General features: G+C 70.7%; 11 protein-coding genes. 7 read left to right on the top strand and 4 right to left on the bottom strand.

What is annotated here, in order from left to right:
- Positions 1-22: 22 nt before the first annotated feature.
- Both fmdA and AACH10_RS12480 read left to right on the top strand, forming a co-directional pair.
- Entirely contained in the window at positions 23-1,246 is a 1,224-nt protein-coding gene (fmdA, locus tag AACH10_RS12485) for a formamidase (RefSeq protein WP_341410749.1), read from the top strand.
- A gap of 45 nt (positions 1,247-1,291) precedes the next feature.
- Positions 1,292-1,633: an FmdB family zinc ribbon protein gene (locus AACH10_RS12480; protein WP_341410748.1), complete on the top strand. Its 342-nt coding sequence runs from the start codon at positions 1,292-1,294 to the stop codon at positions 1,631-1,633.
- 19 nt (positions 1,634-1,652) lie between these two features.
- Here AACH10_RS12480 and AACH10_RS12475 read toward each other — a convergent pair whose 3' ends face one another.
- Positions 1,653-4,091, bottom strand: coding sequence for a TonB C-terminal domain-containing protein (locus tag AACH10_RS12475; protein WP_341410747.1), 2,439 nt, complete (start codon positions 4,089-4,091; stop codon positions 1,653-1,655).
- 115 nt (positions 4,092-4,206) lie between these two features.
- On the opposite strand from AACH10_RS12475, the gene AACH10_RS12470 reads away from it, so the two are divergent.
- The 4 genes from AACH10_RS12470 to AACH10_RS12455 all read left to right on the top strand — a co-directional run bounded on the left by AACH10_RS12470 (position 4,207) and on the right by AACH10_RS12455 (position 8,732).
- Positions 4,207-6,012 (top strand): eCIS core domain-containing protein, encoded by a 1,806-nt coding sequence (locus tag AACH10_RS12470; RefSeq protein WP_341410746.1) that lies wholly within the window; start codon positions 4,207-4,209, stop codon positions 6,010-6,012.
- Between the two features lie 101 nt (positions 6,013-6,113).
- Positions 6,114-7,421, top strand: coding sequence for a leucine-rich repeat-containing protein kinase family protein (locus AACH10_RS12465; RefSeq protein ID WP_341410745.1), 1,308 nt, complete (start codon positions 6,114-6,116; stop codon positions 7,419-7,421).
- Positions 7,422-7,530: 109 nt separating this feature from the next.
- On the top strand, positions 7,531-8,571 hold the full coding sequence (locus AACH10_RS12460) for an aliphatic amidase (protein ID WP_341410744.1): 1,041 nt from the start codon (positions 7,531-7,533) through the stop codon (positions 8,569-8,571).
- A gap of 17 nt (positions 8,572-8,588) precedes the next feature.
- Positions 8,589-8,732 (top strand): hypothetical protein, encoded by a 144-nt coding sequence (locus tag AACH10_RS12455; RefSeq protein WP_341410743.1) that lies wholly within the window; start codon positions 8,589-8,591, stop codon positions 8,730-8,732.
- A 4-nt stretch (positions 8,733-8,736) separates the two neighbouring features.
- Here AACH10_RS12455 and AACH10_RS12450 read toward each other — a convergent pair whose 3' ends face one another.
- Both AACH10_RS12450 and aroQ read right to left on the bottom strand, forming a co-directional pair.
- A complete protein-coding gene (locus AACH10_RS12450; RefSeq protein ID WP_341410742.1) occupies positions 8,737-9,264 on the bottom strand; it encodes an SRPBCC family protein in 528 nt (175 codons plus the stop codon).
- A 236-nt stretch (positions 9,265-9,500) separates the two neighbouring features.
- Positions 9,501-9,947 carry a type II 3-dehydroquinate dehydratase gene (aroQ, locus tag AACH10_RS12445; RefSeq protein ID WP_341410741.1) on the bottom strand — a complete coding sequence of 149 codons (447 nt, stop codon included), beginning with the start codon at positions 9,945-9,947 and terminating at the stop codon, positions 9,501-9,503.
- Between the two features lie 145 nt (positions 9,948-10,092).
- Here aroQ and AACH10_RS12440 point away from each other — a divergent pair, with 145 nt between their 5' ends.
- Positions 10,093-11,700, top strand: coding sequence for an AMP-binding protein (locus AACH10_RS12440; protein WP_341410740.1), 1,608 nt, complete (start codon positions 10,093-10,095; stop codon positions 11,698-11,700).
- 1 nt (position 11,701) lies between these two features.
- Here the strand turns inward: AACH10_RS12440 and AACH10_RS12435 are convergent, their stop codons facing one another.
- A complete protein-coding gene (locus AACH10_RS12435; protein ID WP_341410739.1) occupies positions 11,702-12,751 on the bottom strand; it encodes an AraC family transcriptional regulator in 1,050 nt (349 codons plus the stop codon).
- Positions 12,752-12,764 lie beyond the last annotated feature (13 nt).

Raw genomic sequence — 12,764 nt, 5'->3', positions numbered from 1 at the left:
CAACCGCTTGAGGAGAGGCACCATGGCCGAGACCCTGATTTCCGTCGATCTGAACCAGTCGCCCACCACCAACGAGAACGTGCACAACCGCTGGCACCCGGACATCCCGATGGCCACCTGGGTGAACCCGGGCGACGACTTCATCCTGGAAACCTACGACTGGACCGGCGGCTTCATCAAGAACAACGACTCTGCCGACGATGTGCGCGACATCGACCTGAGCACGGTGCACTACCTCACCGGCCCGGTGGGCGTGAAGGGCGCCGAGCCGGGTGACCTGCTGGTGGTGGAACTGCTGGACATCGGCGCCAAGGACGACTCGCTGTGGGGCTTCAACGGCTTTTTCAGCAAGAAGAACGGCGGCGGCTTCCTCACCGAGCACTTCCCGCAGGCGCAGAAGTCCATCTGGGACATCGAGGGCATGTTCACCAAGAGCCGCCACGTACCCGGCGTGCGCTATGCCGGCCTGATCCACCCGGGCCTGATCGGCTGCCTGCCCGACCGCAAGATGCTGGAGATGTGGAACAGCCGCGAGCAGGCGCTGATCGACACCAACCCCACCGGCAGCCTGGCCAATCCGCCGTTTGCCGGCACGGCCCACATGGGCAAGCTGACCGGTGACGCCAAGGCCAAGGCTGCGGCCGAGGGCGCGCGCACCGTGCCGCCGCGCGAGCATGGCGGCAACTGCGACATCAAGGACCTGTCGCGCGGCGCCAAGGTGTTCTTCCCGGTGTACGTGGAGGGCGCGGGCCTGAGCGTGGGCGACCTGCACTTCAGCCAGGGCGATGGCGAGATCACCTTCTGCGGCGCCATCGAGATGGCCGGCTGGGTGCACATGAAGGTCACGCTGATCAAGGGCGGCATGGCCAAGTACGGCATCAAGAACCCGATCTTCAAGCCCAGCCCGATCACGCCCACCTACAACGACTACCTGATCTTCGAAGGCATCAGCGTGGACGAGCAGGGCAAGCAGCTCTACCTCGATGTCAACACCGCCTACCGCCAGGCCTGCCTGAACGCCATCGAGTACCTGAAGAAGTTCGGCTACTCGGGCGCCCAGGCTTACAGCATCCTGGGCACGGCGCCGGTGCAGGGCCACATCAGCGGCGTGGTGGACGTGCCCAACGCCTGCGCCACGCTGTGGCTGCCCACGCAGATCTTCGACTTCGACATCAACCCGACGGCCGCCGGCCCGGTGAAGCACCTGGACGGCAGCATCCAGATGCCGCTGTCGCCTGACCTCTGACCATCCCCAGATCCCCGCCTGATCGAACGCGAAGGAGCCCGCCGCATGCCCACCTACGACTACGCCTGTGCCGAATGCGGCGGCTTCGACGCCTTCCGCACCCTGGCCCAGCGCAACGACCCTGCCACCTGCCCCGACTGCGGTGCTTCGTCGCCGCGCGTGTTCGCCAGTGCGCCGCGCCTGGCCCTGCTGGACGGCAGCGTGCGCAGCGCCATCGCCACCAACGAGCGCGCGCGCCACGAACCCGGCAGCAGCCGCGACTACCAGCGCCTGCGCCACCCGGCCGGTTGCGGCTGCTGCAGCACCGGCCGCAGCAAGAGCACGGTGACGGCGGCCAACGGCGCCAAGGCCTTCCCGTCCAAACGGCCGTGGATGATCAGCCACTGAACCGTGGCCGGCGGCCGGTTCAATACAGCCGGATCGCCGTGTCGAAGTACCAGGTGCGGCGGATCTCCACCACGTCGTAGTCGCGCGCCAGCGCCGGCTGGAAGGGCGGGTAGGGCGCCAGGCCCTCGATCAGCCGGCGGATGGCGTCGTCAAGTGCTGGCAGACCGCTGCTGCGCACGAAGGCGATCGACTCCACCGTGCCGTCGGCACGCATGGCCACGGTGACCATCGGGTCCTGGTGCGGTTGGCGCACCAGCTCGCGCAGCCGGGCGTCAAAGGCCTCACCCAGCTGGAACCTGCGCGCCCAGGTCTCGCCGTACACGGCCAGTTCGGCGTTCGGGTCGGCACGGCCGAACAGGCGACCGCGGCGCAGTGGGCTGGCGGAAGGGTCGCGTACGCTGCTGGCATTGGCGCGGGCCGCGGCCTCGCGGCGTGCGGCTTCCTCGTTGAGCTGGCGGCCGATGGCCTTCAGGCGCTCTTCGCGCTTGGCCTCTTCAGCCGCTGCTTCGGCGCGTGCGGCGGCTTGTTTGGCAGCGGCCTGGCGGGCGGTTTCCTGGCGGGCTGCTTCCTGACGCGCGGCTTCTTGCCGGGTGGCGTCCTGCCGGGCTGCCTCCTGTCGCTCGGCTTCGCGCCGCTCGGCCTCTTGCCGCTCCGCAAGTTGGCGCTCGGCCAACTGCCTGGCGGCGGCTTGCCGTTCGGCCTCTCGTCGCGCCGCCTCCGCGCGCGCGGCTTCGGCCCGGGCGGCCTCGATCCGCGCAGCTTCCTGTCGCGCGGCCTCAATGCGTGCGGCCTCCAGCCGCGCAGCTTCCTGCCGGGCAGCGTCTTGTCTCGCGGCTTCCTGCCGATCAGCCTCGCGCTTCAGTGCCAGTTGCCGCTCAGCCTCGCGGCGGGCCTGTTCCTGGCGCGCGGCTTCCTGGCGCAGGGCTTCCAGCCGATCGGCCTCGGCGCGCTGGGCGGTCAGGCGGGCGGCTTCGGCGCGGGCCGCGGCTTCGCGCTCGGCGCTCAGACGCAGGGCTTCCTGCCGCGCTGCCTCGGCACGTGCGGCCGCCAGTTTCGCGGCTTCCTGGCTGGCGGCCTCGGCGCGGGCGGCGGCCTGTCGTGCCGCTTCCTGCCGCGCAGCCTCCTGACGTGCCAGCTCGATGCGCGCGGCCTCGGCGCGCAGGGCCTCTTGCCGGGCGGCTTCCTTGCGCGCCGCATCGTCGCGGGCCGCCGCTTCGCGCGCAGCCAATTCGCGCGCCGCTGTCTCTCGTGCAGCGGCCTCACGTGCGGCCAGTTCGCGGGCTGCGGCCTCGCGTTGTGCGGCGGCCTGGCGCTCGGCTTCGCGCAGAGCCGCCTGACGTTCGGCCTCCAGGCGGGCGGCTGCCACGCGCGCGGCCTCCGCCGCACGTGCCGCTTCGACACGCGCCGCCTCGGCTTGCGCTGCCTGTCGCTGGGCCTCCAGCCGCAGGGCTTCCTGGCGAATGGCCTCCTGCCGGGCCGCTTCCTTGCGCTCGGCCTCGGCCGCCTGCTCGCGGGCCAGTGCAGCGGCGCGCTCCAGCGCCATCGCTGCCGACGCGCTGTTGGACGGCGCCGACGCGGCCGCCACCACGGGCAGGGCCGCGCTCTGCGGCGCAGGAACGGCCAGCACCACCGCCGCAGGCTCGGCCACCGCGGCTGGCGCATGCGCCTCGGCCGCAACGGCGGCGGTAGCGGGTGGGCTGGCGTCGGCGGACCGCGCCTCGGCCGACGGTGCCGGGCGGGTGGCGCCCGTGGCCGGCGCAGATGTTGTCGCGGCCGCTGCGCCGGGTGGCGGCGCATGGACCGCTGCAGTCGCGTCGCCGGCCGGGCTGGGCGGCGCGGTCATGGCCGCCAGCGGCGCGGCATCCCCCGCTGCGGCTTCTGCCTGGGCGGCATCCTGGCGGTTCGGCGGCGGCTCAGTGCGGGCCGATGCAGCGTCGACCGCGTCGACCGGGTCGGTCTTGCGCGGATCGGCCGCCTCCGTGGCGGGCATCAGGCGCACCCGCAGTTGCTCCACCAGCAGGCGCCGCGGTTGCCAGGGCAGGCTCAGGCTGGGCAGGCCGGGTTCGTCGCCCGTATCGGTCAGGCTCAGCAGCGGCAGGTGCAGCAGCAGTGAGCCGGCCAGCGCCAGCGCCAGCCGGCGTTGCCGCTGCTGGCGCTGCGGCGGCGAGTCGATGTCGGGCGGCGGCACATCGGGGGGGAGCACCGGCTCCGCATCGCCATCGGCGTCGAGATTGGCGTCCAGGTCTGCGTCCCGGTCGGCGATTTCGGCCGCCTCTTGCGCTGCCGATGCATCCGGCTCGTCTGGCAGCCCTTCGGATGGGCCGGGGGGCGGCACGCCGAGATCGCCCGGAGTGCCCGGATCGCCTGCGCCCGATCCCGCCTGGCGCGCCGATCCGTCGAATTCCCCTGCCCACTGCATCGGGCGGATTGTCCCTTGCGCCAGGGGTGTGCCCGGCACCGGTTTCCGGGATGGCGGGCCGCCCCTAATCTGAGGTCGCTGGCCGGCCGGCGACTCGCGGCATGCTCACCTGCCGCCCACCCTGGGTGTGCCGCACCACGAAAGGCTCGACGCGATGTCGCACATGCATCCGCGCAGTACCCGGCCGGCCCCGGCGGCCCGGCCCGCACCCGCCAGCGAGGTGACCCAGTGCCGCGGCCTGCCCGCCGCCGACGCTGGCCAGCGCCAGACGGCGCAGCGCGCTCGCCAGGCGCGGCCCGGCGGTGGCGCCCCGCTGTCCCCGGGCCTGCAGGCCGGCATCGAGCACCTGTCGGGCCTGCCGATGGACGATGTGCGGGTGCACCGCGACTCGGCGCAGCCCGAGCGCATCGGCGCCCTGGCCTTTGCCGAGGGGCGCGACATCCATCTGGCGCCCGGGCAGGAGCGGCATCTGCCGCACGAGGCTTGGCATGTGGTGCAACAGGCGCAGGGGCGGGTGGCGGCCACGCGGCAGCACGCCGGCGGCACGGCTGTCAACGACGATCCCGCGTTGGAGCGGGAAGCCGATGCCATGGGTCAGGCGGCGCTGGGTGGCGGCGGCCAGTCAGGCCGCCAGGGATTCGCGCTGCCTGCCCGGATTGGCAACCTGCCCAGGGTGGCGCAGTGCGTGGGCGGCACCAAGGTCAGCCTGCGCATCGAGGACTCGGTGACGGACGCCGAGCCCTTGCTGCCGACGCTGATTGGCATCTTCAAGACCTACAGGCAGGAGATCCGCGACACCAAGGGCCAGGCCAAGGACGCGTTCAAGGGCCATGAGGACGACATCGGCCAGCAGACTGTTTTCGCCACCGCCCTGCGTGCCGCCGAGATGGATGCCGGTGTGTTGAAGCAGCGCATCGTCGGCACCGGGCTTTTCGAAGTGGACGGCGACGGCGCCATTCGCGCCAAGGCTGCGCCAGAAGTCAAATCAGGTCCGGCGCCACGGCTGGCACGCATCGTCAAGGGCAACGCTGCCTACGCCAAGAGCGCCAGCAAGGCCAAGGCCGTGGTGCATGACGTGTACCGCAAGTTCGACCCCACCGCCAAGACGGGCCTGAAGGCCGGCAGCGAGTACATCCAGGTTGACGGCCGCATGCTGCGCCGCCATGCCTACCGCGGCATCACGCCGCTGGAGATCGGGCAGATCGAGCGTGGCGGCTTGGTCAAGCCCCTGTTCAGCAAAGAGTCGCAGCGGGCCCAGTCGCAAAGCGGCATGCACTTCACCGGCGGCTTCGGCAAGAAGCGCAAGCGCATCAAGGAAAAGCTCGACCTGAGCTACCTGCAGACCTTCTCGCGCGTGACCAGCGTGTCGCCGGCCATGTACGGCTTTGTGCACGGCCGCAAGGGCGTGGGCAAGTTCTTCTCGTTGCGCTCCACGCCGGGCGACATCACATCCAACCACGGGGCCAGCTTTTCCAGTTTTGGCGAGATCAAGCTCGACCTGGCCCAGGTGAAGGCCAGCGACTTCGTCTTTCACTATGCCGATGGGGGTGGCGACGCGCTGACCTCGGGCGTTCCCGACAAGGACATCGAAGACCGCAAGCGGCATGACGATGAGGTGAAGCGTGCCCGCGAATCGGTGGTGCGCAACCGCGAGATCATCCTGAAGGCCTATCCCGCCGCCGCGGTGAGCTGGGTGCGTCCACACGGCATCCGGCCGGAGGACATTGAACGTCAGGGTTTCCAGGACGGCTTTGACGATGGCCGATGGCCCGACTTCGTGCTTTACGAGACCTCGTACCACCTGGGTCGCAAGGCGGGTGCGGCGGCGCGCGAGGCCTGGTTTCTGGGCAAGGCGCATGGTGTGGAAGACCGGCAAGCCGGTTTGCCGGCCAGCCCCGAGCCCGACCGGTTGACCGATGTGAACTACATGAACGGCTACCGGGCCGGCTACGGCGGCTGAACCCGGCCGGGTGCATTGCGGCAGACGGGGTGCGCGGACGGGGCGTCGGGCCGCCGACAATGCGGTGGTCGCTCTGATTGCCACCGCCAAAGCCATTTCCGATGCCGCCTCCGACCGCACCGCCTGTTGCCACCGAGACACTGGCGCGCCTGCATGACGGCACGTTGACCGGCGCCACCCACCTCGACCTGCGCCACTGCGGCCTGACCACACTGCCGCTCGAAGTGCTGGCCCTGGCCGGCACGCTGCAGGTGCTGGATGTCTCTGGCAACGCGCTCACCGATCTGCCCGGGGGCCTGGCCGCCTGCACCCGGTTGCACACCCTGTTTGCATCGAACAACCGCTTCACGCATCTGCCGCCGGTGCTGGGCCGGCTGCCGGCGCTGGACACACTGGGCTTCAAGGCCAACCAGATCGAGCAGGTGCCGGCCGAGGCATTGGCGCCCACGCTGCGCTGGCTGATCCTCACCGACAACCGCATCGCCGAACTGCCGGCCACGCTGACGCGCTGCACCCGCCTGCAGAAGCTGATGCTGGCCGGCAACCGGCTCATGCGCCTGCCGCCCGGGCTGGCCGCGCTGCAGAACCTGGAACTGATCCGCCTGTCGGCCAACGAGTTCGCCCGCGTGGCCGATGCGCTGCCCGATGAACTGCTGGCCCTGCCGCGCCTGGCCTGGCTGGCCCATGGCGGCAACCCGTACAACCAGGTGCTCGAGGCCCGTGCCCCGCAGGCCGACCGCGCGCCGCACATCGCCTGGTCGCGTCTGCAACTGCAAGGCCTGCTGGGCGAGGGGGCCTCGGGCCACATCCACGCCGCGCTGCTGGATGCCGAGGGCGCGGCCCAGCCGGTGGCCGTGAAACTGTTCAAGGGCGCGGTCACCAGCGATGGTCTGCCGGCCAGCGAGATGGCGGCCAGCATCGCGGCCGGCACGCACCCGCATCTGGTGGGCGAACTGGGCCAGATCGATGGCCACCCCGAGGGGCGGCTGGGCCTGGTGATGCGCCGCGTGCCGCCGCAGTGCCGCGCGCTGGCCGGCCCGCCCAGCATGCAAAGCTGCAGCCGCGATGTGTATGCGCCCGGGCTGCGCTTGAGTGCGCGGCGGGCCGAGGGCATCGCCGCGGCGGTGGCCTCGGCACTGGGCCATCTGCATGGGCGCGGCCTGGCCCACGGCGACCTGTACGCGCACAACATCCTGGTCGATGGCGACGATGCCGACGGCGCCACCTGCCTGCTCAGCGACCTGGGCGCGGCGTCCTTCCTGCCCGCCGATGACCCCGATCGCGCCGCGGCCCTGCGCCGGCTCGACTGGCGAGCCTATGCCGTGCTGGTGGACGAGCTGGCGGCGCATTGCGACGCACCGCAGGCCCTGGCGCCGTGGCACCAGCAGGCGGCCGCGCACGGCGCCTGAGCGCGCCCGCAACAGGCACCAGCACCGCTACGTCAATCGACGTATGGGCCGCCCCAGGGCGGATTTCCACAATGGACCGCATCCAGCCCAACATCCCAGGAGCGCGTCCATGCACCACGGCGACATTTCCAGCAGCCACGACACCGTCGGCGTGGCGGTCGTCAATTACAAGATGCCGCGCCTGCACACCAAGGCCGAGGTGCTGGACAACGCGCGCGCCATCGCCCGCATGATCGAAGGCATGAAGATCGGCCTGCCGGGGTTGGACCTGGTGATCTTTCCGGAGTACAGCACCCACGGCATCATGTACGACCCGCAGGAGATGTACGACACCGCCGCCACCGTGCCCGGCGACGAGACGGCCATCTTTGCCGCGGCCTGCCGCAAGGCCAAGGTGTGGGGCGTGTTCTCGCTGACTGGCGAGCGGCACGAAGAGCATCCGCACAAGGCGCCGTACAACACCCTGGTGCTGATGAACGACCAGGGCGAGATCGTCCAGAAGTACCGCAAGATCATGCCCTGGGTGCCCATCGAGGGCTGGTACCCCGGCAACTGCACCTATGTGTCCGAAGGCCCCAAGGGCCTGAAGATCAGCCTGATCATCTGCGACGACGGCAACTACCCCGAGATCTGGCGCGACTGCGCGATGAAGGGCGCCGAGCTGATCGTACGCTGCCAGGGCTACATGTACCCGGCCAAGGAGCAGCAGGTGCTGATGGCCAAGGCCATGGCCTTTGCCAACAACACCTATGTGGCAGTGGCCAACGCGGCCGGCTTCGACGGCGTCTACAGCTACTTCGGCCACAGCGCCATCATCGGCTTCGATGGCCGCACGCTGGGCGAGTGCGGCGAGGAGGAGATGGGCATCCAGTACGCCGCGCTCAGCAAGCACCTGATCCGCGACTTCCGCAAGCATGGCCAGAGCGAGAACCATCTGTTCAAGCTGCTGCACCGCGGCTACACCGGCCTGATCAACAGCCGCGAGGGCGACCAGGGCGTGGCCGCCTGCCCCTACGACTTCTACGCCCAGTGGGTGAAGGACCCCGAGGCCATGCGCAAGCAGGTGGAAAGTTTCACCCGCAGCACCGTGGGCACCGATGAGGCGCCGATCCCGGGCATTCCGAACCCATCCACCGTGGGACACCGCTGACATCGGGCGAGGCGGCCATGGGTGACCTGCTTGGCTCCTGGCGGTTGGCGGAAGAGCCGTTCCATCAGCCCGTGGCCGACGAGGTGCCGCTGTTCGAGGCCGGCATCGTGGCCCATGAATCGGGGCGGGATCTGGCGCGCTGCGCGCCGCTCGTGGCCTGAACGTTCAGCGCGCCTCGGCCGCCGCCTTCATTTGCGCCAGGCCTTTCTCGAAGTCCTTGCCGATCAGCGTGTCCATGCTGACGAACACCGACATCAGCTTGCTCACATAGGGCATCGGGCCGCTCATGGCCCACAGCACCTCGGTGCCGCCGGCCTGCGGTGTGAGCGTGAACTCGGTGAGGTTGTGGCCTTCGAAGGGCTCGATGAAGTCGAGTTGGATGGCCACGCGCAGCGGCGTGGCCTCGCGGATCGCCATGCGGCCCGAGCCCACGTCCTTGTTGCCCTGCCAGGCATAGGTGGCGCCGGCGCCGCTGGCCGGGCCGCCGAAGTCGCGGCGCATGGCCGGATCCAGCTTCTCCCACGGCGACCAGTCGGCCCAGCGGTGGAAGTCGGCGATCAGCGGCTGGATGCGCGCCGCCTCGGCCTGGATCACGGTTCGGCGCTCGACGCGGAAGCTGTCGGGCCGGGTCAGAGCAAACAGCAGCAACGCCGCCACCGCAACCACCAGGCCCAGGGCGATCCTCTTCAGCATGCGGCACTCCATCACGGCGGGGATGCCGCAGTCTAAGCCCGCCATGTGCGTGGCGGACGGGCGGCCGTGGACTCAGGCCAGCGCCGGGCCGCCCTAAGCGGCCTGAGCACCCGCTTGGCGGGTGGTCGCCGTACTCGGCGACCGGGTGCCCCACTCAGGCCAGCGCTGGGCCGCCCCAAGCGGCCTGAGCACCCGCTTGGCGGGTGGTCGCCGTACTCGGCGACCGGGTGCCTCATTCAGCCCTGGGGGGCCTGCAGCGCCGACACCGCCGCGCGCAGCGCCAGCAGGTAGCTGTCGACGCCGAAGCCGGCGATCTGGCCCTTGGCGATCTCGGCGATCACCGAGTGGTGGCGGAAGGCCTCGCGCGCATGGATGTTGGACATGTGCACCTCGAAGATCGGCGCCTTCAGGATGGCCAGCGCGTCGCAGATGCCGTAGCTGTAGTGCGTCCAGGCGCCGGCATTGATCAGCACGGCCTGCGTGCCGTCGGTGTGGGCGGCGTGGATGCGTTCGACCATCTCGCCCTCGTGGTTGGTCTGGAAGCATTCCACCGTGGCGCCCAGCTCGTCGCCCAGCGCCTTCACGCTGTCGTCGATCTGCGCCAGCGTGGCCGTGCCGTACTGCTTGGGATCGCGCTTGCCGAACATGTTCAGGTTGATGCCGTTGAGCACGAGGATCTTCATGGGGAGCACTTTCGCGGAAGAGGTGTTGGAGTGTCGGGCGTTGAAATTCGTCGTTTCGGACGAGTTGCCACCCGCCCGCGCCGCCGTAACTTGCGTGATTGTCGCCAACCCGGGCGACGCCCCAGCGCTCAGGAAGTTCGCCGCGATGTCCACCCCCAGCCCCACGCCCCCCGCCACCGCCGGCCTGTACGACGGCTGCACCGTCGGTGATCTGGTGCTGCGCGCCATCGGCCGGGGCGGCGACCGCACGGCCTTCATCAGCGACCACACGCAGTGGACCTACCGCCAGTTCGGCACGCTGCTCAGCCAGATGGTGCAGGCGCTGTCGGCGCGCGGGCTGAAGCGTGGCGACGCCGTGGCCACGCTGTCGGCCAACCGGCCCGAGGCCTTTCTGGTCACCGCCGCGGCCTATGTGATGGGCCTGCGCCTGACCTGGATGAACCCCACCTCGTCGGAGGACGACCACGCCTACATCCTGGACGACTCGGGCGTGGCCACGCTGTTCGTCGATCCGCTGAGCTTTGCCACCCGCGCGCGCACGCTGGCGCAGCGCGTGCCGGGCGTGCAGCGCATCTTCAGCTTCGGCCCGGCCGAGGACGGCCTGGCGCTGGGCGAGGACATCCTGGCCGTCGCCGCCGGCTTCACCCCCGGCCCGCTGACGCCGCAGGCCGCGCCCGACGACGTGTGCGTGCTGGTCTACACCGGCGGCACCACCGGCCGGCCCAAGGGCGTGGCCCACACGCACCGCGTGCACGTGGCGATGATCCTGGCCGAGATGGCCGACTGGGACTGGCCGCGCGAGATCCGCTTCCTGGCGCTCACACCCATCACCCACGCCGCGGGCGCCATCATCATGCCGGTGCTGCTGAAGGGCGGTACCTACGCCATGACCCAGGGCTTCGCGCCCGACAAGTTCTGCCGCTTGGTGCAGCAGCACCGCATCACCGCCACCTTCCTGGTGCCCACCATGGTGTACGTGCTGCTCGACTCGCCCGCGCGGCAGCAGGCCGATCTGGGCAGCCTGCAACTGATCATCTACGGCGCCTCGCCGATGTCGCCGGCGCGGTTGGTCGAGGGCATGCAGGTCTTCGGTCCGGTGTTCATGCAGCTGTATGCGCAGAGCGAGGCGCCCAACGTCATCAGCGTGCTGCACCAGCACGAGCACGATCCGCTGCGCCACCCCGAGCGCCTGGCCAGCTGCGGCACGCCCTGCGTGGGCACCCAGGTGGCGCTGCTGGACGACGACGGCCGCGAGGTGCCGCAGGGCGAGGTGGGCGAGATCTGCGTGCGCGGGCCGATCGTGATGCAGGGCTACTGGAACAAGCCGGACGAAACGGCCAAGGCGCTGCGCCACGGCTGGCTGTACACGGGCGATCTGGCACGGTGCGATGCCGACGGCTACCTCTACATCGTCGACCGCAGCAAGGACATGATCATCAGCGGCGGCTTCAACGTCTACCCGCGCGAGGTGGAGGATGCGCTGTCGCTGCACCCGGCCGTGGCCTCGTCGGCCGTGGTCGGCGTGCCCGATGCCAAGTGGGGCGAGGCCGTGCACGCACTGGTGGTGCTGCGTGCCGGCGCGGCCGCCGCGGCCGAGGAACTGATGGCCTTCGTGCGCGAGAAGAAGGGCGCCGTGCACACGCCCAAGGCCATCGAGTTCGTCGACGCCCTGCCGGTCACCGGCCTGGGCAAGCTGGACAAGAAGGCGATCCGGGCGCGCTACTGGCAGGGCCAGACGCGCGGCGTTCATTGAATCAATTGCCGTTCAAGCGCGTGTGCCGGTACTCGCCCGGCGCCACGCCACACCACTTCTTGAACGCGCGGTGGAAGGTGCTGGCCTCGGAGAAGCCGACGCGGGCGGCCACCTCGATCAGCGGCAACTCGGGCTGGGCCAGCAGCGCGATGGCGGCGTCGCGGCGCAGGTCGTCCTTCAGTGCCTGGTAGCCGCGGCCCTCGTCGCGCAGGCGGCGGCGCAGGGTCTGCGGCGTCATCGCCAGCGCCTCGCCCACGTCTTCCAGCGAGGGCATCTCGCCACCCAGGTGGCGGCGCAGCAGGCGGCGGATGCGCTCGGTGACGCTGCCGGGGTCGCGGTACTTGATCAGCAGGTTGCCGGGCGCCCGAGCCAGAAACTCGCGCAGGCTCTGCGGGTTCTGCACCACCGGCAGGTCGAGCCAGCGTGCCTCGAAGGTGAAGCCGGGGTGCGGCTGGTCGTGGCGGATGGGCGCCTGGTACACGCGCGAGGTGTCGCTGCCGGCCTGCGGCTCGGTGTAATCCACCGCCACCAGCGGCACGCGCCGCGCCACCAGCCACGAGGCCAGGCCGAAGCCGAACAGCATGAAGGCCTTCTGCGCGTAGTCGAGCCGCGGGTTGAAGGGTGCGCGGCGCACGATCTGCACGCGGGCCAAGCCATCCGGGCCGCCCTGCACCTGCAGCCGCGCGGTGAAGTCGTCGATCAGCAGGTGGTGGAAGGCGAAGCCGGCGCGCAGCGCCTCGCCCAGCGTGGCGCAGTGCACCAGGCGCGCCGCGCACTGGCCGAAGCTGCCCACCGGCAGTGGCCGCGCCGTCAGGCCCCACAGCTCGCTGCGCGTGGCGCGGCGCAGTGCGCGCAGCAGCAGCGCGTACTGGGTGTGCGACACCCGCGCCAGCGGCGAGGCCAGCAGCGCGGGCGGGATGCCGGCGCGCGCCAGCAGCGGCGCCACGTCCAGGCCCTGGTGCACGGCGCCCTGCAGCACGCTGCGCACCTGCACGATAGCCACCGTGTGCTGGGCCAGGGCCGGGGGGGGCAGGGTGGGTGCGTGGTTCACCCTCGCATGCTAC

It is taken from the genome of Pseudaquabacterium inlustre, assembly GCF_038066595.1.
Classification (GTDB): domain Bacteria; phylum Pseudomonadota; class Gammaproteobacteria; order Burkholderiales; family Burkholderiaceae_C; genus Pseudaquabacterium; species Pseudaquabacterium inlustre.
This window is presented reverse-complemented; position numbering and strand designations above follow the sequence as displayed.